The organism is Nocardioides sp. AN3, assembly GCF_054653495.1.
Window position 1 is genome coordinate 138,110 of sequence record NZ_BAAIGC010000004.1, and the last position, 19,458, is coordinate 157,567.

Annotated in this window: 21 protein-coding genes; 12 read left to right on the forward strand and 9 right to left on the reverse strand. The window is 71.5% G+C overall.

Features of this window, described 5'->3' with window-relative positions:
- The first annotated feature begins 1 nt into the window (after position 1).
- From ACYQ1K_RS06685 to ACYQ1K_RS06695, 3 genes are read left to right on the forward strand one after another with little or no spacing between them, the layout of a single operon-like run.
- A complete protein-coding gene (locus tag ACYQ1K_RS06685; protein WP_459982047.1) occupies positions 2 to 2,701 on the forward strand; it encodes a bifunctional acetate--CoA ligase family protein/GNAT family N-acetyltransferase in 2,700 nt (899 codons plus the stop codon).
- Between the two features lie 35 nt (positions 2,702 to 2,736).
- A complete protein-coding gene (locus ACYQ1K_RS06690; RefSeq protein ID WP_459982048.1) occupies positions 2,737 to 3,318 on the forward strand; it encodes a DUF5998 family protein in 582 nt (193 codons plus the stop codon).
- Positions 3,315 to 4,457, forward strand: a complete 1,143-nt coding sequence (locus tag ACYQ1K_RS06695; protein ID WP_459982049.1) for an alkaline phosphatase family protein — start codon at positions 3,315 to 3,317, stop codon at positions 4,455 to 4,457. The genes ACYQ1K_RS06690 and ACYQ1K_RS06695 overlap by 4 nt, the downstream gene beginning before the upstream one ends.
- An 83-nt stretch (positions 4,458 to 4,540) precedes the next feature.
- Here ACYQ1K_RS06695 and ACYQ1K_RS06700 read toward each other — a convergent pair whose 3' ends face one another.
- Both ACYQ1K_RS06700 and sepH read right to left on the reverse strand, forming a co-directional pair.
- Positions 4,541 to 5,203 (reverse strand): thymidine kinase, encoded by a 663-nt coding sequence (locus ACYQ1K_RS06700; protein WP_459982050.1) that lies wholly within the window; start codon positions 5,201 to 5,203, stop codon positions 4,541 to 4,543.
- 72 nt (positions 5,204 to 5,275) lie between these two features.
- Positions 5,276 to 6,364 (reverse strand): septation protein SepH, encoded by a 1,089-nt coding sequence (gene sepH / locus ACYQ1K_RS06705; protein WP_459982051.1) that lies wholly within the window; start codon positions 6,362 to 6,364, stop codon positions 5,276 to 5,278.
- Between the two features lie 119 nt (positions 6,365 to 6,483).
- On the opposite strand from sepH, the gene ACYQ1K_RS06710 reads away from it, so the two are divergent.
- Positions 6,484 to 7,119: a trimeric intracellular cation channel family protein gene (locus ACYQ1K_RS06710; RefSeq protein WP_459982052.1), complete on the forward strand. Its 636-nt coding sequence runs from the start codon at positions 6,484 to 6,486 to the stop codon at positions 7,117 to 7,119.
- A gap of 13 nt (positions 7,120 to 7,132) precedes the next feature.
- Here ACYQ1K_RS06710 and ACYQ1K_RS06715 read toward each other — a convergent pair whose 3' ends face one another.
- The 3 genes from ACYQ1K_RS06715 to ACYQ1K_RS06725 all read right to left on the reverse strand — a co-directional run bounded on the left by ACYQ1K_RS06715 (position 7,133) and on the right by ACYQ1K_RS06725 (position 10,245).
- Positions 7,133 to 8,272: a hypothetical protein gene (locus ACYQ1K_RS06715; RefSeq protein ID WP_459982053.1), complete on the reverse strand. Its 1,140-nt coding sequence runs from the start codon at positions 8,270 to 8,272 to the stop codon at positions 7,133 to 7,135.
- A complete protein-coding gene (locus ACYQ1K_RS06720) occupies positions 8,269 to 8,781 on the reverse strand; it encodes a SigE family RNA polymerase sigma factor (RefSeq protein WP_459982054.1) in 513 nt (170 codons plus the stop codon). The genes ACYQ1K_RS06715 and ACYQ1K_RS06720 overlap by 4 nt, the downstream gene beginning before the upstream one ends.
- Before the next feature lie 159 nt (positions 8,782 to 8,940).
- A complete protein-coding gene (locus ACYQ1K_RS06725) occupies positions 8,941 to 10,245 on the reverse strand; it encodes a D-arabinono-1,4-lactone oxidase (RefSeq protein WP_459982055.1) in 1,305 nt (434 codons plus the stop codon).
- Between the two features lie 77 nt (positions 10,246 to 10,322).
- Here ACYQ1K_RS06725 and ACYQ1K_RS06730 point away from each other — a divergent pair, with 77 nt between their 5' ends.
- The 3 genes from ACYQ1K_RS06730 (at position 10,323) to ACYQ1K_RS06740 (ending at position 12,635) form a co-directional block, all read left to right on the forward strand.
- On the forward strand, positions 10,323 to 11,405 hold the full coding sequence (locus tag ACYQ1K_RS06730; RefSeq protein ID WP_459982056.1) for a ferrochelatase: 1,083 nt from the start codon (positions 10,323 to 10,325) through the stop codon (positions 11,403 to 11,405).
- Positions 11,402 to 12,205, forward strand: a complete 804-nt coding sequence (locus ACYQ1K_RS06735; protein WP_459982057.1) for an inositol monophosphatase family protein — start codon at positions 11,402 to 11,404, stop codon at positions 12,203 to 12,205. The genes ACYQ1K_RS06730 and ACYQ1K_RS06735 overlap by 4 nt, the downstream gene beginning before the upstream one ends.
- A 139-nt stretch (positions 12,206 to 12,344) precedes the next feature.
- Positions 12,345 to 12,635 carry a DUF4193 domain-containing protein gene (locus ACYQ1K_RS06740; RefSeq protein ID WP_192681003.1) on the forward strand — a complete coding sequence of 97 codons (291 nt, stop codon included), beginning with the start codon at positions 12,345 to 12,347 and terminating at the stop codon, positions 12,633 to 12,635.
- 64 nt (positions 12,636 to 12,699) lie between these two features.
- Here the strand turns inward: ACYQ1K_RS06740 and ACYQ1K_RS06745 are convergent, their stop codons facing one another.
- Positions 12,700 to 13,002, reverse strand: coding sequence for a DUF4235 domain-containing protein (locus ACYQ1K_RS06745; protein ID WP_459982058.1), 303 nt, complete (start codon positions 13,000 to 13,002; stop codon positions 12,700 to 12,702).
- Positions 13,003 to 13,072: 70 nt separating this feature from the next.
- Entirely contained in the window at positions 13,073 to 13,564 is a 492-nt protein-coding gene (locus ACYQ1K_RS06750; RefSeq protein WP_459982059.1) for a DUF3093 domain-containing protein, read from the reverse strand.
- A gap of 52 nt (positions 13,565 to 13,616) precedes the next feature.
- On the opposite strand from ACYQ1K_RS06750, the gene dut reads away from it, so the two are divergent.
- From dut to ACYQ1K_RS06770, 4 genes are read left to right on the forward strand one after another with little or no spacing between them, the layout of a single operon-like run.
- Entirely contained in the window at positions 13,617 to 14,105 is a 489-nt protein-coding gene (gene dut / locus ACYQ1K_RS06755) for a dUTP diphosphatase (RefSeq protein WP_459982060.1), read from the forward strand.
- Positions 14,106 to 14,118: 13 nt separating this feature from the next.
- Positions 14,119 to 14,787: a DUF3710 domain-containing protein gene (locus ACYQ1K_RS06760; protein ID WP_459982061.1), complete on the forward strand. Its 669-nt coding sequence runs from the start codon at positions 14,119 to 14,121 to the stop codon at positions 14,785 to 14,787.
- Positions 14,787 to 15,140: an OB-fold nucleic acid binding domain-containing protein gene (locus ACYQ1K_RS06765; protein WP_459982062.1), complete on the forward strand. Its 354-nt coding sequence runs from the start codon at positions 14,787 to 14,789 to the stop codon at positions 15,138 to 15,140. The genes ACYQ1K_RS06760 and ACYQ1K_RS06765 overlap by 1 nt, the downstream gene beginning before the upstream one ends.
- Before the next feature lie 41 nt (positions 15,141 to 15,181).
- Positions 15,182 to 15,913, forward strand: coding sequence for a DUF3159 domain-containing protein (locus ACYQ1K_RS06770; RefSeq protein ID WP_459982063.1), 732 nt, complete (start codon positions 15,182 to 15,184; stop codon positions 15,911 to 15,913).
- A gap of 108 nt (positions 15,914 to 16,021) precedes the next feature.
- Here ACYQ1K_RS06770 and ACYQ1K_RS06775 read toward each other — a convergent pair whose 3' ends face one another.
- Both ACYQ1K_RS06775 and ACYQ1K_RS06780 read right to left on the reverse strand, forming a co-directional pair.
- The gene (locus tag ACYQ1K_RS06775; RefSeq protein WP_459982064.1) at positions 16,022 to 16,693 is read right to left on the reverse strand and encodes a potassium channel family protein; all 672 of its coding nucleotides are present in this window, start codon (positions 16,691 to 16,693) and stop codon (positions 16,022 to 16,024) included.
- A gap of 1 nt (position 16,694) precedes the next feature.
- A complete protein-coding gene (locus ACYQ1K_RS06780) occupies positions 16,695 to 17,357 on the reverse strand; it encodes a potassium channel family protein (protein ID WP_459982065.1) in 663 nt (220 codons plus the stop codon).
- 59 nt (positions 17,358 to 17,416) lie between these two features.
- On the opposite strand from ACYQ1K_RS06780, the gene ACYQ1K_RS06785 reads away from it, so the two are divergent.
- Entirely contained in the window at positions 17,417 to 19,441 is a 2,025-nt protein-coding gene (locus ACYQ1K_RS06785; RefSeq protein WP_459982066.1) for an APC family permease, read from the forward strand.
- The last annotated feature ends 17 nt before the right edge of the window (positions 19,442 to 19,458 follow it).

The window sequence follows — 19,458 nt, forward strand, 5'->3', positions numbered from 1 at the left end:
CGTGACCCAGGCCGATGCTCCCGTCTACCCCGCCCACTGGGAGGCCGACGTGCTGCTGCGCGACGGCCGGACGGCGCACATCAGACCGGTCACCCCGGCCGACGAGGGCCTCCTGGTCGACTTCTACGACAACTCGGTCTCGGACACGTCGAAGTACTACCGGTTCTTCTCGCCGATGCCGCACCTCTCCCAGCGCGACGTCACCCGCTTCACCCATGTCGACTACGTCTCCCGGGTCGCCTTCGTGCTCATGCTGCGCGACCGCATGATCGCCATCGGTCGCTACGACGTCGTCTCGCCCGGTGAGGCCGAGGTGGCGTTCCTCGTCAGCGACGACCACCAGGGTCGCGGGATCGGCCAGATCCTCCTCGAGCATCTCGCGCAGGCGGGTCGCGAGCGCGGCATCGAGAAGTTCGTGGCCGAGGTGCTCCCCGACAACGCCCGGATGATCCAGGTCTTCCGCGACGCCGGCTACCACGTGGGTAGCGGCTACGAGGACGGTGTCATCCACCTCGAGTTCCCCATCGAGCCGACCCCGACGGCCATCGGCGTCATGCTCAACCGCGAGCACGAGGCGGAGTCCGCCTCGATCAGCCGGTTCCTGAACCCGCGGTCGGTCGCCATCATCGGTGCGTCCCGGCGTCAGGAGACCGTCGGTCAGGTCCTGGTGCGCAACATGGTCAACGCCGACTTCAGCGGGCGGGTCTACGTCGTCAACCCGAACACCTCGGCGGTCTCCGGCATGCCGGCCTACAAGTCGGTGCAGGACATCGAGGACGAGGTCGACGTCGCGATCGTGGCGGTGCCCGCCGACGCCGTCCAGGACGTGGTGCTCGACTGCGCCGCCAAGGGGGTGCACGGACTGGTCGTCATCTCGAGCGGCTTCGCCGAGACCGGTGACGAGGGCCGGCAGCGCCAGCGGCGCCTGGTCGGTCTCTCCCGGTCCTACGGCCTGCGGCTGATCGGGCCGAACGCGCTCGGGATCATCAACACCGACCCGGGGGTGCGGATCAACGCCTCCCTGTCACAGGTCATGCCGCCCCGCGGGCGCGCCGGCTTCTTCTGCCAGTCCGGCGCACTCGGCAGCGCGATCCTGGAGAAGGTGCAGAACCGCGGGCTCGGCCTGTCCACCTTCGTCTCGGCGGGCAACCGTGCCGACGTGTCCGGCAACGACCTCCTGCAGTACTGGGAGGAGGACGAGTCGACCGAGGTCGTGATGATGTATCTGGAGTCCCTCGGCAACCCGCGCAAGTTCTCCCGCATCGCCAGGCGCGTCTCGCTGCGCAAGCCGATCGTCGCCGTCCGCTCGGGCCGCACGACCCAGGGTGTTCCGATGGGTCACGCGGTCCGCAAGATCGCCGCACCGCCGCAGGCCGTCGACGCGATGTTCCGGCAGGCCGGAGTCATCCAGGTCGACACGCTCGAGGACATGTTCGACGTCGCGCAGCTGCTCGCCCACCAACCGCTGCCCCGCGGGCGCCGGGTCGCGATCGTCGGCAACTCCGACGCGCTCGGCCTCCTCGCCGCCGACGCCGCGGCCGCCTCCGGTCTCGTCGTGAACCGTCAGATCCCGCTGTCGGCGGAGCCCACCGCCGAGGACTTCGAGGACGCCCTGGACAGCGCGATCGACGACCCCGAGGTCGACGCGGTCGTGGCGGTCTACATCCCGCCGCTCACCGTGTCGGGCGAGGACATCGCCAACGTGCTGGCCGCCGTCGGCGAGCAGTCCGACAAGCCGCTGGTCTCCTCCTTCCTCGGAGCCGAGGGCGTGCCGGAGCTGCTGCGCGTCCCCGACGTGGCGGGCTCGACGGCCGGTCGCGGCTCCGTGCCGTCGTACTCCTCGGTCGAGAGCGCGGTGCGCGCGCTCGCCCGCGTGGTGGAGTATGCGGTGTGGCTGCGCACGCCCGACGGTCCGGCCGCCGACGCGGACGACATCGATCGTGACCGGGCGAGGCGCCTGGTCAGCACGGTGCTCTCCCAGCGCCCCGCCGGCGGCGACCTCGAGCGCGACGAGCTCGTCGACCTGCTCGCCGGCTACGGCATCGTCCTGTGGCCGACCTTGCCCGTGACGACCCTCGAGGGCGCCCAGGAGGCCGGGCGGAGCCTCGGCTGGGACGTCGTCCTGAAGGCCACCGCCGACCACGTCCGCGAGCGGCCGGACATGGCGCACGTGTGGCGCAACATCAACGACGACCACGAGATGGAGGAGGCCTGGCGCTCGCTGACCGGCTTCGTCGGGGATGTGGACGCGGCCGGGTTCGTCGTCCAGAAGGTGGCAGGCCCCGGCGTGCCGCTGGTGATCCGGAGCATCGAGGACCCGCTCTTCGGCCCCGTCGTCTCCTTCGGCATCGGCGGTCCGATGAGCGAGCTGCTCGGTGATCGCAGCTATCGGATCCCGCCGCTGAGTCAGCGTGACGCGGCGGCCATGGTCCGGGAGGTGAAGGCGGCGCCGATGCTGTTCGGCTACCGAGGCGGCGAGGTCGTCGACGTCGAGGAGATCGAGCGCCTGATCCGCCGGGTGGCGCAGCTGCAGAACGACCTCCCTCAGATCAGCGCTCTGACGCTGGACCTCGTGCTCGCGGGACCCCAGGGCGCGCACGTGCTGACGGCGAGCGGGCGGGTGGAGCCTGTCGCCGACCCGCGTTCGGACTGGTTCGTGCGCAGGATGGCCGCGCTGCCGGGGGACACCCTCCCGAGCTGACGGCGACGCTTCGTCCGCATGAGAGACTGACCGGCATGAGCACCACCCGCACCGACGACCGCGCCCGGGAGCTGCGGCAGGCGATCGACCGCACCGGCTACTACCCCGAGGTCGTGGCCGACGGCGTCCTCGCGGCGGTCGCGGGGGAGCAGGTGACGTCGTTCTTCGTGCACCACGAGCCGACCTTCGACCACGACGAGGTGCGTCGGCACCTGTCGGTCGTCGTGCTGACTCCGAGTCGGCTGATCCTCGCGCACACCGACGAGCACCCCGGCGACGACCTCCTTCCCGAGCCCTACACCTCGACCTCGACCGAGGCTGTGCGCCTCGCCGCCGTGAAGTCGGTCGTCGTCACGCGGATGGTCGCCAACCCCAGCAGCGGCCCGGCGGCGCCGGCCGAGGTCGTCATGACGATCGGCTGGGGCGGCGTCTCGCGGGTCGACCTCGAGCCGGCCGGGTGCTCCGACCCCCAGTGCGACGCCGACCACGGCTACACGGGCGTGCTCTCCTCCGACGACTTCTCCTTGAGGGTGTCGGCAGCCGCGGACGGCACGGACGCGGTGGAGAGCCTGCTGACCTTCGCCGAGGCGCTGTCTGCCCGGACGCACCACGCGTGAGCGCGCCTGCATCGTCGGGTCCTGCAGAGTTCGTCGCACCGGCGTACGGCGTCCGCTCGCTCGGCGACGTCGTCCCCGGCGTGGCCGCCGCCCTCGGCGCAGCGCCGACCGCGGGCCTGGTGCTTCCGGAGGCGACGGCGTACGTCGTCTTCCTCGTCGACGGCCTCGGCGCCCGGCTGCTGCAACGGTATGCGCACGCCGCCCCGTACTTGTCCTCGCTCCTGCGCGTCGGCGAGCCCGGCACCGCGGGCGTGCCGTCGACGACGGCGACCAGCCTGACCTCTCTCGGCACGGCGCTCACGCCGGGTGGTCACGGCATCGTCGGCTTCACGACCCGGATCCCCGGCACCGACAAGCTCCTCAACGCGCTGCTGTGGAGCAAGGACGTCGACCCGCACGAGTGGCAGCCCCACCCCACGGCGTTCCAGACGCTGCGCGGTCTCGGCTGCACCGTCACGGTCGTCAACAAGCGCGAGTTCAAGGGGACGGGGCTCACCGAGGCAGCACAGCGCGGGGCCGAGTACGTCGGCGCCGACCGGGCCGGCGAGCGGATCGCTGCCGCCGTGGTGGCGTCGGCCGAGTCCCCCTCGCTCACCTATCTCTACGACGGCGACCTCGACTGGACGGGGCATCGCTACGGCGTCGCCTCGCGGCAGTGGCTGCAGCAGCTCTCGATGATCGACTCCGAGGCCGAGCAGCTCCGCGAGGCACTGCCGCCCTCGGTCCGGCTGCTGGTGCTCGCCGACCACGGGATGGTGGACTCCCCGCACGAGTCCCGACTCGACGTCGACGAGCACGCCGAGTCGGCGGCGCTTCGCTCGGGTCTGGCGCTGCTCGGCGGGGAGGCGCGGTTCCGACACCTGTACTGCCACCGCGGTGCCGTCGCCGACGTGGCGGCGACCTGGCGCGAGGTCCTTCAGGAGCGTGCCGTCGTGATGACCCGCGACGAGGCGATCGCCTGCGGCTGGTTCGGACCGGTCTCACCGTCGGTGCTGCCGCGTCTGGGCGACGTGATCGTCGCCTCGCAGGGCGACTTCGCGGTGATCTCCTCGGCGGCGTTCCCCTACGAGGCCACGCTCGTCGGCCTGCATGGGTCACTGACGCCCGACGAGATGCTCATCCCGCTGCTGGTCGACTGATCGCGGGGGTTCGGCGTACGACAACCCGGGGTTCGGCGTACGACAACCCGGGGTTCGGCGTACGACAACCCGGGGTTCGGCGATCAGTCGAACGGAAGCGGCTCCGCCGACAGGGAGACCGCCTTGGCGCGCGCCGCGGTCAGCTGCCGACGGTGGTGCTGCCGGCAGAGGACCTCGTAGGTGACCACGCCCGGCAGCTGGGAGGCAGGAGTCGCGTCCTCGGTGTCGCCGACGACGATGACCTCGCCTTCGGTCACCATGATCCCGTCCTCGACGCGCGCGTTGTGGGTGGCGCGCTTGCCGCACCAGCACAGCGCCTCCACCTGGAGGACCTGCGTCGAGTCGGCCAGCTCGACCAGTCGTGCGGAGCCTTCGAAGAGGCGCGTGCGGAAGTCCGTGAGGATCCCGAAGCAGAAGACGTCGATCTGGAGCTCGTCGACGATCTTGGCGAGCGCCTCGATCTGGGCGGCGGAGTAGAACTGCGCCTCGTCGCAGATGAAGTAGTCGATCCGCGCTCCGTGGGTCAGCGCGTCGACGGTGTAGCGCCAGAAGTCGAAGTCCGGACCGACTTCGACGGCTCCGTGCGTGAGCCCCAAGCGGCTGGAGACGGTCGCCGACCCTGCCCGGTCGTGAGCGGTGAAGATACGGCCGGCACGCCCCCGGGCCGCGTGGTTGTGGTTCGTCTGCAGGGCCAGGGTGCTCTTGCCGGAGTCCATCGGACCGGTGTAGAAGCGCAGTTCAGCCACGAGGGGTCATTCTGGGGGACGGGCCTGTCTGAGGAGGAGCCGGGCGGCGAGGTGGGGGCGTCCGACGCGGCGTCAGTCGCCCGAGCCGCCACCGAACATGATCTCGTCCCACGACGGGACGGAGGCGCGGCCGCGCTTCTTCGCCGGCGTACGTCGGGCGGGCGGCTCCGCTGCGCGGGCTGGCTCCGGCTTCTCCTCGGCCTTGGCGTGCTCCTGGGCCGTGACCGGCTCCTGGGTCCGCGCCGGCGCCTCCGGCGTCACCGGCGTCACCGGCGCCTCCTGCGGCGCGGGCTCAGCGGTCACCGCCGAGGACTCCGGAAGGAAGGCCTCGAGCGGCTCGTCGATCGGAAGCACCTCGTCGATCGGAAGCACCTCGTCGAGGACCTCCTCGACGACGGGCGCGACCGGTGCGGGCGCCAGTCGGCGTCCACGTGCCTCGGCCAGGTCGTCGCGCACGGGCTCCGGAGTGGGAGGCGTGACGGCGTCACCGACCAGCCACCGGGCGTCCTCGTTGTCCAGTGAGACGAAGTTGCCGGGCGGGTCGAACGTCAGCTCGGCCGTCCCTGAGCGGACCGACGTCGTGTAGGTGCCCACGAGCGACCAGCGACCGTCGTGACGCCGCCAGGAGTCCCACTCGACGGACTCGGCGTCGGCGTCGAAGCCACGGAGGTGGCCGGCGACCGCGTCGCCCAGGGTGCGGGCGGCTGCGGATGAGCCGGCCGCCGTCTCGGCCGGCCGTCGACGGACCGACGCCTTGAGGGCTCGCTCGGCGATGTGCTCGCGCTCGGCGATCACCGGCGCTGCGAAGGGCATGATCTTCTCGACGGTCGTGCCGGCCGCGTCGGCGACCGACTCGGGGCTCTCGCCCGACCGGATGCGGACCTGGATGTCACGGGGTCGCAAGGTGGGTGTGCTCATGGACGTCTTCTCCGATCGCCGAGACACCTCGGTCGCTGCCGAGGGTGCCGGAAGGGCCGTGCGGAGACTGTCGTCGACGGCGATGGCGAACTCGTTCCCATCGGCGTCGATGAGGATCAGCCGCGACCCGTCCCGGGTCACCGTGACGGGGGTGAGCTGCCGAGGACGACCCGACGGGTCGCGCTGCTCCGGGCCCATGCTGGGGACCGGGGTCGTCAGGTGCGGCAGCTCTTCGGCGGACATCCTCGTCGTCTCTTGCTCGTCGGGTGCCGCCACCTTACGACAGCGGGTATGCCGATCGAGCCTCGCCACGCGGCGCGCCCCGCAACTCCTCGACGTGGTCCTCGCCTACCGTCCTGACCGTGGCGCCCGAGCACTCCGTGACCCTCGTCGTCACCGACCTCCTGGGCATCGCGGTCTTCGCCGTCACCGGTGCACTGGTGGGGGTGCGCAAGGGGCTGGACGTGGTCGGCGTGCTGGTCCTGGCGCTCACCACCGGACTGGGCGGAGGCTTCCTCCGCGACGTCCTGATCGGCGCCGTCCCGCCGGCCGCGCTGCAGGACTGGCGCTACCTGACGGTCCCGGTCGCGGCCGGGGTGCTGACGTTCTGGTTCCATCCCGCGGTCCGCAGGCTCGAGAAGGCGATCAACGTCTTCGACGCCGCGGGCCTGGCCCTCTTCGGGGTGGCCGGCGCGCTCAAGGCCATGGACTACGGCCTCGGACCGGTGCCCGCGACTCTGATGGGGCTGGTGACCGGCATCGGGGGCGGGATGGTGCGTGACGTGCTGACCGGCCGTGTGCCGGCCGTCATGCAGCGCAGCGAGCTCTACGCGATCCCGACGGCGGCAGGGGCCGCGGTGGCGGCCTTCGGCGAGGAGGTCGGGCTCGGCAACCTCGCGGCGGCGGCGGCGGGTGCGACCGTCTGCTTCGTCTGGCGGCTGCTCGCCATGTGGCGCCACTGGCACGGTCCGATGCCGCAAGGGCCCGCCTCGGTCTGAGGCTAGTCGGAGGCTAGTCGTCCGCTGCCCACCGGCCGTCGGGCAGGGCGGCCACGGAGTAGCCGACGCCGACCCGGCCGACCACGGCCGACCGCTTGCACGACCCGGACGGCACGCGGCACGTGAACATCGTCGGGTCGACGGTGTCGCCGGTGAACGGCGGGTCTCCGAACAGACCGAGGACCTGGATGGTCGCGTCGCCGAGCCACACGCTCGGCACCGCCACCCAGGGCCCGCCGGGGAGGCGGAGCGTGATGGAGGTGTGCGCGCGCACGTCGTACACATTGAGATGGGCGTCGATGTCGGGATGGTCGCCCGAACCGGTCACGCGGATGTGCGCGACGGCCAGCCAGCGCGCCGTCGGTGAGAGCTCCACCGGCTCGTCGCCGCCGTGGGGGTCGAGCGACCAGGCCACGACCGGCCGGGCGTCCGCGAGTGTCCGCCCGACCTTCAGGTCGCGGGTGGCGTCGGTGAAGGCGAGCACCGAGCGCTTGGCATCGAAGAGCTGGACCGACCCGCTGCCGATCGGCGCGATCGCCCCCGTGGTGGCGTCGACCGTGACCAGACCATGGCTGTTGCGCCAGTAGACGGTCGGTCCGTCCATGGCGAGGACCGCACCGCCGGCCGCGGCGCCGCGTGGGTCCGGGTAGGTGTGCGTCCGACCGGTGAGCTGGTCGAGGACGACCAGGTCGAACGCGGGGTCGATCCACGCCGCGACTGTGCCGTAGCGGTCGGCCACCAGGCGCTGCTGGTCGCCGACCACGCCGACCCGGTCGCGGCCGGCGTCGGTCAGCGACCACACCGACTGCCGAGGATCCATGAGCACGAACCCCGACGAGGTCCGCACGAAGCCGCGGATCGTGAAGCCGACGTCGACGCGGTCCGGTCCGGCGTGGATGACCGACCCCCGCGACCAGGTGACCGGGTCGACGAGCACGCCGCCGGTCGCGGCGGGATCGGGGCGGCGCACCTGGCTCGCCACGGCCGTGCCGGCCGCCACCACGACGGCTGCGACGGCGACAGCGGTGAGCGCACGGCGACGGCGCCGTCGTGCGCGCAGGTCCCCGGCGGCCGCGATGGCCCGGGCGTCCGGCGGCTGGAAGGTCACGGTGTCGGCCCGCTCCTCGAGGATGTCACGCAGCTCTCCAGTCATGGGCTCGCCTCCTGGGGCAAAAGGTCCTCCCGCACGAGCGGACGCAGCTGCGCGAGGCCCGCCGCCACCTGGCTCTTCACCGTGCCGATGGCGCAGCCCATCGCCTCGGCTGTCTCGCGCTCGGTGAGGTCCTCGTAGTAGCGCAGCACGATCGCCGCCCGCTGCCGCACAGGAAGCCGCAACAGACACAGCCACAGCCACGTGCGCTCGTCGACGTCCGCGGCGTGGTCGGGGCTGGGCACATCGGGAGGCGGCATGGCCCGCTCGGCGCGCCATCGGCGATGTCGGGACCAGTCGATGGCCGTCGTCGTGACGGCCTTGCGCGCGTAGGCCTCCGCCCGATGTGGGTCGCGCAGGCGCGGCCAGGCGAGGTAGGTGCGGGTCAGCGCCTCCTGGACCAGGTCCTCGGCGAGGCCCACGTCACCGACGATGAGGTACGCCGCCCGCTGGAGCGCGGCCGAGCGCAACGCCACGAACTCAGCGAAGGGCTCCCGCCTGCCAGCCGCCACGCTCACCTCCTCCCGACTCCTCTCATGGTCCTCCGACGAGGTCGCGCGGCGGAATGGTTCGGCACCCCACCCGTCTTCGGCACGCGCCATCGCCTGCGAGGGGTTCCTGCTCGTCCGGCGCGCCGACGAGCTCGCCGCGGAGCTGCTCGGCTCGTCCGGTCAGGCCCCGAGCACGCGATCCAGATAGGGGTTCGCGAAGACCCGCTGCGGGTCGAGTCGGTCGCGCAGGCGCAGGAAGTCGCCGAACCTCGGGTACGCCGGCTCCAGGTCGGCCCGCGTCCGGGTGTGGACCTTCCCCCAGTGCGGGCGGCCGCCCGCGGCGCGCAGAACCGGCTCCAGCAGCGCGAAGTACTCCTCGTGCGGCATCGCCCGGTGGGTGTGGAAGGCCAGGTAGAGCGAGTCGCGCGCGTACGCCGTGGACAGCGGCACGTCGTCGGCAGCCGCGACCCGCAGCTCGACCGGGAAGGAGATGCGCAGGTCGGAGGCGTCGAGCAGGCGCCGGCACTCGGCGAGCACGGCGAGGCCGTCGGCGCGCGGGACGGCGTACTCCATCTCGCGGAAGACGACACGGCGCTCCGCGGTGAAAACGCGGTGCGCTGCGTCGGAGTAGGTCCGCGGCGCTAGCAGGCGCGCGTTCATGCGGTTCATCAGCGGGATCACGCCGGTCGCATGGTTCGCTCCGGCCGTCAGCACGCCGAAGACGCTGTTCTGCAGGAAGTCGTCGTCGAGCCAGGCGCGCCAGCGTGGCAGTGGTCGAACCGAGCCGATGGGGACCCGAGTGTTGCGCTTGGTGAGCAGCCGGTCGGTGTGGGGGAACCAGTAGGCGTCGACGTGGTCGGCAGAGCGGGTCAGGTCGTCGAAGGAGCGGTGGAACTCGGCCCACGACATCGGCTGCTCGACCGCCTCGAGCCCGAAGAGCGGCTCGACGCGGAGCGTGATGGTCGCCAGGATGCCGAGCGCACCCAGCCCGACCCGCGCCAGGTCGAGGACCTCGGGGTTCTCCTCGGCCGTCGCGACCACCAGGGCGCCGTTGCCGTCGACGAGCGTGAGTCCCACGACCTGCGCGGCGATGCCCGCGACGCGGCCTCCGGTGCCATGGGTGCCCGTCGAGATCGCACCGGCCAGGGTCTGCTCGGCGATGTCGCCCATGTTGTGCAAGGAGAGGCTCAGAGCCTCCAGCGCGGCGTTGAGATCCTTGAGCCGCGTGCCGGCGTACGCTGTCACCGTTCCCGACCCGTCGGCCGCCCGGTCGACGGAGATGATCCCGGTCAGACCCTCCGGCGAGAGCATGACGCCGACGGGGGCGGCGATCGCGGTGAAGCTGTGCCCGGTGCCGACCATCTTGACCCTGCCGCCGGTGTCCCGGGCGTCGACGACCGCCTCGACCACCTCGTCGGCGGACCGCGGTGTCAAGGTGCTGGTGGGGACGGCCGACTCCAGACCCGACCAGTTGCGCCACTGCATGGGCGCGAGGCTAGCCCCGTGAGGCCGGGCCCTGGCCCGCGCGCGCACGGAGGACATGCGCGAAATAGGGTGTCGGCATGGACGTCAGCCCGTACGACGCGCTCCTGCTGGTCTCCTTCGGCGGTCCGGAGGGGCCGGACGACGTGGTGCCGTTCCTCGAGAACGTCACCCGGGGCCGGGGCATCCCGCGCGAGCGGCTCGAGGAGGTCGGGCAGCACTACTTCCTGTTCGGCGGTCGCTCGCCGATCAACGACCAGAACCGTGCCTTCCTCGCCGCGCTGCGAGCCGACCTGGCCGAGCACGACATCGAGCTGCCGGTCTACTGGGGCAACCGCAACTGGGCCCCCTACCTGGCCGACGCCGTCGCGCAGATGAAGGCCGACGGCGTCACCCGGGCGGCCGCCTTCACGACGAGTGCCTACTCGTCGTACTCCTCGTGCCGGCAGTACCGCGAGAACCTCTACGACGCGGTCGCGGCCGTGGAGGGTGCTCCGGTCATCGACAAGCTCCGCAACTACTACAACCACCCGGGCTTCACCGAGCCGGTGGCTGACGCGGTCCTCGCGGCCCTGCACGAGCTGCCCGAGGAGCTGCGCGGCGGGGCGCGGCTGCTCTTCGTGACGCACTCCATCCCGACGTCGATGAACGACACCTCGGGCCCGACCCGCGGCGCCTACCTCGCGCAGCACCTCGACGTGGCCGCGGTCGTGGCCGCGCGGGTCGCTGCCGAGACCGGCGTCGAGCGGGAGCACGAGCTCGTCTTCTGCTCCCGGTCGGGCGCCCCGCACGTGCCGTGGCTCGAGCCCGACGTCAACGACCGGATCGAGGAGCTCGCCGCCGACGGCGTCCGCGCCGTCGTGCTGGTGCCGGTCGGCTTCGTCAGCGACCACATGGAGGTCGTCTACGACCTCGACACCGAGGCGCTCGCCACCTGCGAGCGAGTGGGGATCGCCGGGCGCCGCGCGGCGACGCCGGGGGAGGACGCCCGCTTCGTCGCCGCCGTCCGCGACCTGCTGCTCGAGCGGGCGGCTGTCGAGCGGGGCGAGGAGGTCGTGCGCGCGGCCGTCGGAGACATCGGCCCCCTGTGGGACCGCTGCCCGGCCGGCTGTTGTCCCAACCTGCGCACGGACCGCCCGGCGCTGTGCGGGGAGGAGCAGTGAGCACCGAGGGGCGGGACCTCCTGGAGGTCGCGCTGCGCGCCGCGCGCGCTGCTGTCGCCCTCGTGCGCGAGCGGGGCGCCGCCGAGATCAGGGTGGCGGCGACCAAGTCCAGCGACGTCGACGTCGTCACCGAGGCCGACCGGGACTCCGAGGCCCTGATCCGCGCGACGATCCTCGCCGAGCGACCCCACGACGCCTTCCTCGGCGAGGAGGGCGACGACGTGGCGGGCACGACCGGCGTCCGCTGGATCGTCGACCCCATCGACGGCACCGTCAACTTCCTCTACGGCTTGCCGGAGTATGCCGTGTCGATCGCCGCCGAGGTCGACGGCGAGGTCGTGGCGGGCGTCGTGGCGAACGCCGCGACCGGCGTCGAGCACACCGCCTTCCGGACACCCGAGGGCGTCGTCGCGCGGCGAGACGGCGCCGCCGTCGGTGTGCGCGGTCCCGCGCCGCTCGCCCAGCGTCTCGTGATCACCGGCTTCGGCTACGACGCCGCCGTCCGCGAGCGTCAGGCGCAGGGGCTGGTCCGACTGCTGCCGAGGGTGCGCGACATCCGGCGACACGGCTCCTGCGCGCTCGAGCTGTGCCACCTCGCCGACGGACAGGCGGACGGCTACTTCGAGGTCGGCGTGAACCTGTGGGACTACGCGGCCGGTGCGCTCGTCGCCGAGGGGGCCGGGGCCAGGGTCGAGGTGCTGCCCGGGATGGGGGACCGGCCGCTCGTCGTCGCGGCTCCCGACCACGGCTTCGAGGAGCTGCGGGATGCGGTTCTCGACGCGGGGTACGGGCGGGAATAGCCGCCGGTCACCCGATGTTCAGGCCCTGCATCTTCGAACCGGTGTGCGGACCCGGGCCGGCATGGTGCACAATCTCGCCCCGACGTATCGGCTCGGGGCCCGACACGCGTGGGCTTGTAACGAAGGGAAGTGGTGACGCATGGCGACGGACTACGACGCTCCGCGTAAGACAGACGAGGAGCAGTCCGAGGAGAGCATCGAAGAGCTCAAGGCGCGCCGTCACGACAAGAACTCCGGCAAGGTCGATGAGGACGAGGCGGAAGCCGCCGAGTCCTTCGAGCTCCCGGGCGCTGACCTGTCGCACGAGGAGCTCGCTGTCGAGGTCAAGCCGAAGCAGGAGGACGAGTTCACCTGCATGAGCTGCTTCCTGGTCCACCACCGCAGCCAGCTGGCGGACGAGAAGCGGATGATCTGCAAGGACTGCGCGTAGATCGAGTGGGGGTCTTCCGGCCCCCACTCGATTCTTGGTCAGGCGCCGTGCTCCGGCCGCTTGATCAGGCGCCGTCCTTCTCCAGCTGCGGGGGAAGGTGACCGGCGGACCGAACGTAGTAGTTCGCAGCCCGGCGCTGGGCGAACATCCGTGCCAGCGCGACGGCCGCGCCGGTGGCAGCCGACCAGGCGACGGCCTCCCAGAGCTGGACGTCGGGGTCGGCGGGGTTCGCCGGCGGCTTGCGCCTGGTGGCGATCTGCCATCCCTTGTCGAGACCTTTGCGGGCCGCTGTCGCGGCGCCGAGCGCTGCCACGGTCGAGAAGATCGTCCAGATCTTGGAGCCGCTCGGGCCCTTGTCCTTCGCCATGCGATCCACCCTAGTGAGTCGCGCCAGTGGGTGGCAGCCAGTGGGGTGCTCGCTCCGGCGGGACCGGAGGTCAGTCGCGGTTCGCGGCCGTCAGACGGGCGAGCGCGGAGGCCAGACCCTCCGGGTGCCGGGTGCCGAGCAACCAGTAGGGCGCAGGGTCGGCGGGGTCGGTGATCTCGACCTTGACGGCCCGCTTGACGTAGGGCCGGAGCAGGAGGAAGGCGCGCGCGTCGGCCTCGACCCCTGCGGTACGCCGGGTCGCCTCCGCATCGAGCGGCGCGACCGCGCCGAGGTAGCCGGCCTCGATACGCGCGCGCCCGGCGCGCAGATGCTGGCCGTCGATCTCGATGCTCGCAGCGCCGTAGGCGATGAACGCGAGCGACATCAGCCCCAGGATCGCCGCTGTCACCGACCAGGCCAGCGGGCCCGGCACCGCGACGACCAGAGCGAGCCACAGGGTGGCCACGAACATCACCCCCTGCACCCACCACCGCAGCGGGACGAAGAGGCGCTCCCGGTAGGCCGGGACGGGCCCGGTGCTGCCGGGGACGGAGGGGGTCACGAGGGGAGAGTTTTTCATCTGCCCGTCGCCGGCGGACGATAGGGTCCCGCGCGTGCCTGAATCTCTGACGTCCACCGCGTCGCTCGAAGTGGCCCTGCGCCGGCTCGACCCGGACCTGCCGCCGCCGGCGTACGCACATCCCGGCGACGCCGGCGCGGACCTCGTCACGGCGGTCGACGTGCGCCTCGAGCCCGGGGAGCGTGCCCTCGTCCCGACCGGGGTGGCGATCGCGCTGCCGGAGGGCTTCGTCGCTCTGGTGCATCCTCGCTCGGGCCTGGCCGCCCGGCACGGGCTGTCGATCGTCAACACCCCGGGGACCGTCGACGCCGGCTACCGCGGCGAGATCAAGGTGCTGCTCATCAACCTCGACCCGGTCGAGCCGATCGAGCTGTCGAGGGGGGACCGGATCGCCCAGCTGGTGATCCAGCGCGTGGAGCGGGCGGCCTTCGTCGAGGTCGACGTCCTGCCCGGTTCGGTCCGGGGCGCTGGGGGTTACGGTTCTACCGGAGGGTTCGGCCGGTCCGAGCCCGAGACGTCGTGAGAGAAGAGACCAGGTGAAGTTCCGCCGCAAGCCCGCCCCGTCCGACCCCGTCGCCGACGACGTCACACAGGACGTTCCCGACGTGCTCGACGGTGCGGACACCTCCGGCGCCTCCGGCATCCCGGCGCCGCCGGCGGGTCCCTGGGACGCCGACGAGCTGCCCGAGGAGCTGCTCGCCGTCGAGCGGGTCGATCTCGGCTCGATCGCGCTCGCCCCCTTCCCGGGCCGCGAGCTGCGACTGCAGGTGGACGAGGCGACCGGGAGCGTGCAGGCGGCCCTGCTGACGGCCGACGATGGCGCCTTGGAGCTGCGCGCCTTCGCCGCGCCCCGCAACGGCGACCTGTGGGGCGACGTCCGCCCGCAGCTGGCCGAGGACGTCGCGCGCCGTGGCGGCAACGTCGCCGAGCGCGAGGGACGGTGGGGCACCGAGCTCGTCTGCCAGCTCGGGGTGCAGATGCCCGACGGTCAGAACGGCGTGCAGGTCTCGCGGATCATCGGCATCAACGGGCCTCGCTGGCTCCTGCGTGCGACGCTGCTGGGACGACCGGCCGTCGACGACGACTACGCCCAGTCGTGGGAGGACGGGATCACCGAGGTCGTCGTGCGCCGCGGGACCGGTGCGATGCCGGTCGGTGAGGCGCTGCCGCTGTCGCTGCCGCCCGAGGCTCAGCGGGTGCAGTGATGGGCCGACTGCGCGACAAGCTCAGCGAGTGGGCCAACACCGCCGACCAGGAGGCGCGTGACCTGCGGACGGCCTACGAGGCCAAGGACGTCCTCTCGATCGCCGAGGCGCCCGACCGCGAGCTCGTCCGGCTGCGCGGGACGCTGCGGACGGTGACCCTCCGGCCGCGCGGCGGGGTGCCCGCGCTGGAGGCCGAGCTCTTCGACGGGAGCGGTCTGCTGACGATCGTCTGGCTGGGGCGCCGTCACATCGCGGGCATCAGCCCCGGACGGTCGCTTCAGGTGCAGGGCCGCATCGGGGTCCACGACGGGGTCCGGACGCTCTACAACCCCCGCTACGAGCTGATCCCGTGAGCGCTGCGTCGCCGGGTGGGGGAGACCAGAGGGCGCCGAGCATGTCCGAGTCCGAGCATCATGCAGCCGCCTCCGTGGAGACGGTCGAGGCCGTCGTACGGCGCCAGATGGCCGCCTCGCTCGGCGGCCGGCGCGGCATAGTCGAGTCCGGCGTCCCCGGACTGGTCTTCACGGTGCTCTGGCTGACCACCAAGGACCTGCGCCTCGCGCTCGTGGCTGCGGGCGGCGTCGCCGGCGCGGCCTTGCTGATCCGACTGCTGGAGCGCTCGACGATCCAGTATGTCCTCAACGCGATCATCGGGATCGGCATCGGCTGGATCTTCGTCCGCCTGGCGGCCAGCAGTGGCGGCAGCGAGGCCGATCAGGCGCTGGCGTTCTTCCTGCCCGGGATCATCTGGAGCGGGGCCTACACCGTCCTCATGGTGGCCTCCTGCCTGTGCGGGTGGCCGTTCATCGGGTTCATGGTCGGCTCGGTGACCGGCGACCCGACCGCCTGGCACCGCGACAAGCAAGTCGTGCGCCTGTGCACGCGGCTCACCTGGCTCTTCCTCGCCCCCGGCGCGATCGGCGTGCTCCTCCAGGGCCCGGTCTACGTGCTCGGACACACCGGCACCATCGACACCGACACGGCGGTCGGCATCATCGGCGTCCTCCGGCTCGGCCTCGGCTGGCCGCTGCGGATCGCGTCCTGGGGCACGATGGTGTGGCTGCTCGCCCGCAATGCCACCCCCGTCGAGCCGCTTCCCGGCCCGTCACGACCGGTGGTCGAGTAGCCGTCCGCCCCCGGTGGTCGAGTGGGCCGGCCCGCCCCGTTGGTCGAGTGGCCGCCGAGGAACGAGGCGGCGTATCGAGACCACAGGCGGCGTATCGAGACCCGAGGCTCAGCCCCCGTGGGCCCTCGGCGCGAGGAGTCGCTCGAGCTCGTCCTCCATCTCCGGCGGGACGACGAACAGCAGCTCGTCGCCCGACTCCACCGGCTGCTCCGGATCGGGCGTGTAGACCATCCCGTCACGCAGCACGGTGACGAGGGCACAGTTCTCGGGGAAGGGGATGAGTCCGGCCGGCTTGCCGACGTACGGACTGTCGGACGGCAGCGTGAGCTCGACCAGGTTCGCGTTGCCCTGTCGGAAGGTGAAGAGACGGACGAGGTCGCCGACGGTGACGGCCTCCTCGACGAGCGCGGACATGATGCGCGGGGTCGAGACGTTGACGTCCACGCCCCAGGCCTCGGTGAAGAGCCACTCGTTGTTGGGGTGGTTGACGCGGCCCACCGTGCGCGGCACGCCGAACTCGGTCTTGGCGAGCAGGGAGGTGACGAGGTTGACCTTGTCGTCACCGGTCGCGGCGATGACGACGTCGCATCGGTCGAGCCGCGCCTCCTCGAGGGAGGAGAGCTCGCAGGAGTCCGCCAGCAGCCACTCGGCGTCCGGGACGCGCTCGGGCTTGATGGACTCGGGGTCCTTGTCGATCAGGAGGATCTCGTGGCCGTTGGTGATCAGCTCACGGGCGATCGAGCGGCCGACCGCGCCTGCTCCGGCGATGGCAACCCTCATGTCAGTGCTCCTGCGGACCGTTGTCGAAGACCTGGTAGGCGTGCTGCGCGTTCTCCTCGCGCATCACGATGTGCAGCAGGTCGCCCTCCTGGATGACGCTGTCGCGGGTGGGCAGCACGCCCTCGCCGAGCCGGTCGATCCAGGCGATGCGGCAGCGGGCCTCCTCCTGGAACTGGACGGTCCGATGACCGATCCAGACCCCCGGGACCGGCACCTGGTCGAGCCGGATGGTGCCTGAGGGGTCGCGGAAGTCGGGCTCGGCCCCGGCCGGCAGCAGCCGGCGCAGCACCTGGTCGGCGGTCCACTTGACCGTGGCGACCGTGGTGATGCCGAGCCGCTGGTAGACCTCCGCGCGCCCGGGGTCGTAGATGCGGGCCACCACCTGCTGGATCCCGAACGTCTCGCGTGCGACGCGGGCGGCGATGATGTTGGAGTTGTCGCCGCTCGAGACGGCGGCGAAGGCGTCGGCACGGCGGATGCCCGCCTTCTCGAGGACCTCCTGGTCGAAGCCGATCCCGGTGACCTTGTCGCCGTTGAAGCCGGGGCCGAGACGTCGGAAGGCGTCGGGCTCGCTGTCGATGACGGACACGGTGTGGTTGCGGTCCTCGAGGCTGCGGGCGAGCGTCGAGCCGACGCGGCCGCAGCCCATGATCACTACGTGCACGGGCCCACCGTATCTGCAGTTGAGGCCGAGGAACGCACGGTGCCGTAGCCTTGCCGCTCGTGGGTGTCGGTGACGTCTCCAAGAGAATCCTCCTCGGGCGCAAGCTGAGGAGCTCCCAGCTCGGGGAGACGCTGCTTCCGAAGCGGATCGCGCTGCCCGTCTTCGCGAGCGATGCGCTCTCGTCGGTGGCCTACGCACCGGACGAGGTCTTCATCATGCTCTCGCTCGCCGGCGCGTCGGCGTACGTGTGGTCGTGGAAGATCGGCATCGTCGTCGCGCTCGTCATGCTGACCGTGGTGGCGTCGTACCGCCAGAACGTCCACGCATATCCCTCCGGCGGCGGCGACTACGAGGTCGCCACCGTCAACCTCGGGCCCAACGCCGGGATCACGGTCGCGAGTGCGCTGCTGGTCGACTACGTCCTCACGGTGGCCGTCTCGATCTCCTCGGGCGTGCAGAACGCTGCATCCGCGCTCGGATTCATCCACGGCCACGAGGCCACGGTCGCCACGCTGCTGGTGATCCTCCTCGCCGCCATGAACCTGCGAGGGGTCCGGGAGTCGGGCACGTTCTTCGCGGTGCCGACGTACGGCTTCATGATCGCCATCCTCGGCATGGGTGCCTTCGGGCTGGCGCAGTACGCCGCCGGCTCGTTGAACCCCGTCGAGAGCCACGACCTCACGGTCGTGCCGGACGCCGCCCACCAGGGGACCCTCACCCAGGTCGCGCTGATCTTCCTGCTCGCTCGGGCCTTCTCCTCCGGCTGTGCGGCGCTGACCGGCGTCGAGGCGATCAGCAACGGCGTGCCGGCGTTCCGTCGCCCCAAGAGCAAGAACGCGGCCACCACGCTGCTGCTGCTCGGCACCATCGCGATCACGATGCTGATGAGCATCATGCTGCTGGCCAACACCATGGGGTTGAAGTACGTCGACCCCGGCGATGTCGACCGTCTCCGGGACGCAAGCGGCAACCCGATGCCGGAGGGCTACCAGCAGCACACCGTCGTCGCGCAGTTGGCCAGAGCGGTCTTCCACGACTTCCCGCCGGGGTTCTACTTCGTGGTCGCGATGACCGGCATCATCCTGGTGCTGGCCGCGAACACGGCCTTCAACGGGTTCCCGGTGCTCGGCTCGATCCTGGCCCGCGACGGCTATGCCCCTCGCGCGCTGGGCTCGCGGGGAGACCGGCTCGCCTACAGCAACGGCATCCTCTTCCTCGCCATCCTCGCGATCATCCTCATCCAGGCCTTCGACGCCCAGACGACGCGTCTGATCCAGCTCTACATCGTCGGCGTGTTCGTCTCGTTCAACCTCAGCCAGCTCGGCATGATCCGGCACTGGACGCGACATCTGAAGACCGAGAAGGACCCCTCCGAACGGCGGCGGATGCACCGCTCGCGGCTGATCAACACCTTCGGCCTCGGGATGACCGCCGTGGTCTTCGTCATCGTGCTGCTGACGAAGTTCCTCGCCGGCGCCTGGATCGCCATCTTGGCGATGGTCTTCTTCTTCGCGATCATGCGCGGCATCCGCAAGCACTACGACCGGGTCGAGGCTGAGCTCGCGGCCGGCGACGAGGACAAGGTCATGCCGACCCGCGTCCACGCGATGGTGCTGGTCTCCAAGCTGCACAAGCCGACGCTGCGCGCGCTCGCCTTCGCCCGGGCCACGCGCCCGAACACCCTCGAGGCGGTCACGGTCTCGGTCGACGACGAGACCACCGCCCGGCTGCTCAGGGAGTGGGACGAGCGCAACCTCGACCTCCCGCTGAAGGTGCTCCACTCGCCCTACCGCGAGCTGGTGCGGCCGGTGGTCGACTACGCCTCCGCGATCCGCAAGGCCAACCCTCGAGGCGTCGTCGCCGTCTACATCCCTGAGTACGTCGTCGGCCGCTGGTGGGAGCAGCTGCTGCACAACCAGACCGCGCTGCGCCTGAAGGGCCGGCTGCTCTTCACGCCCGGCGTGATGGTCATCTCTGTGCCCTACCAGCTGCGGTCCTCCATCGAGCACAAGCCAGAGGACTGGGTGCGGCCCAGCTATCGCGACGGCTACACCCCCGGTCGCGGTCAGCAGGTCGGTCGCTGATCGGCTGACCCGCCGCA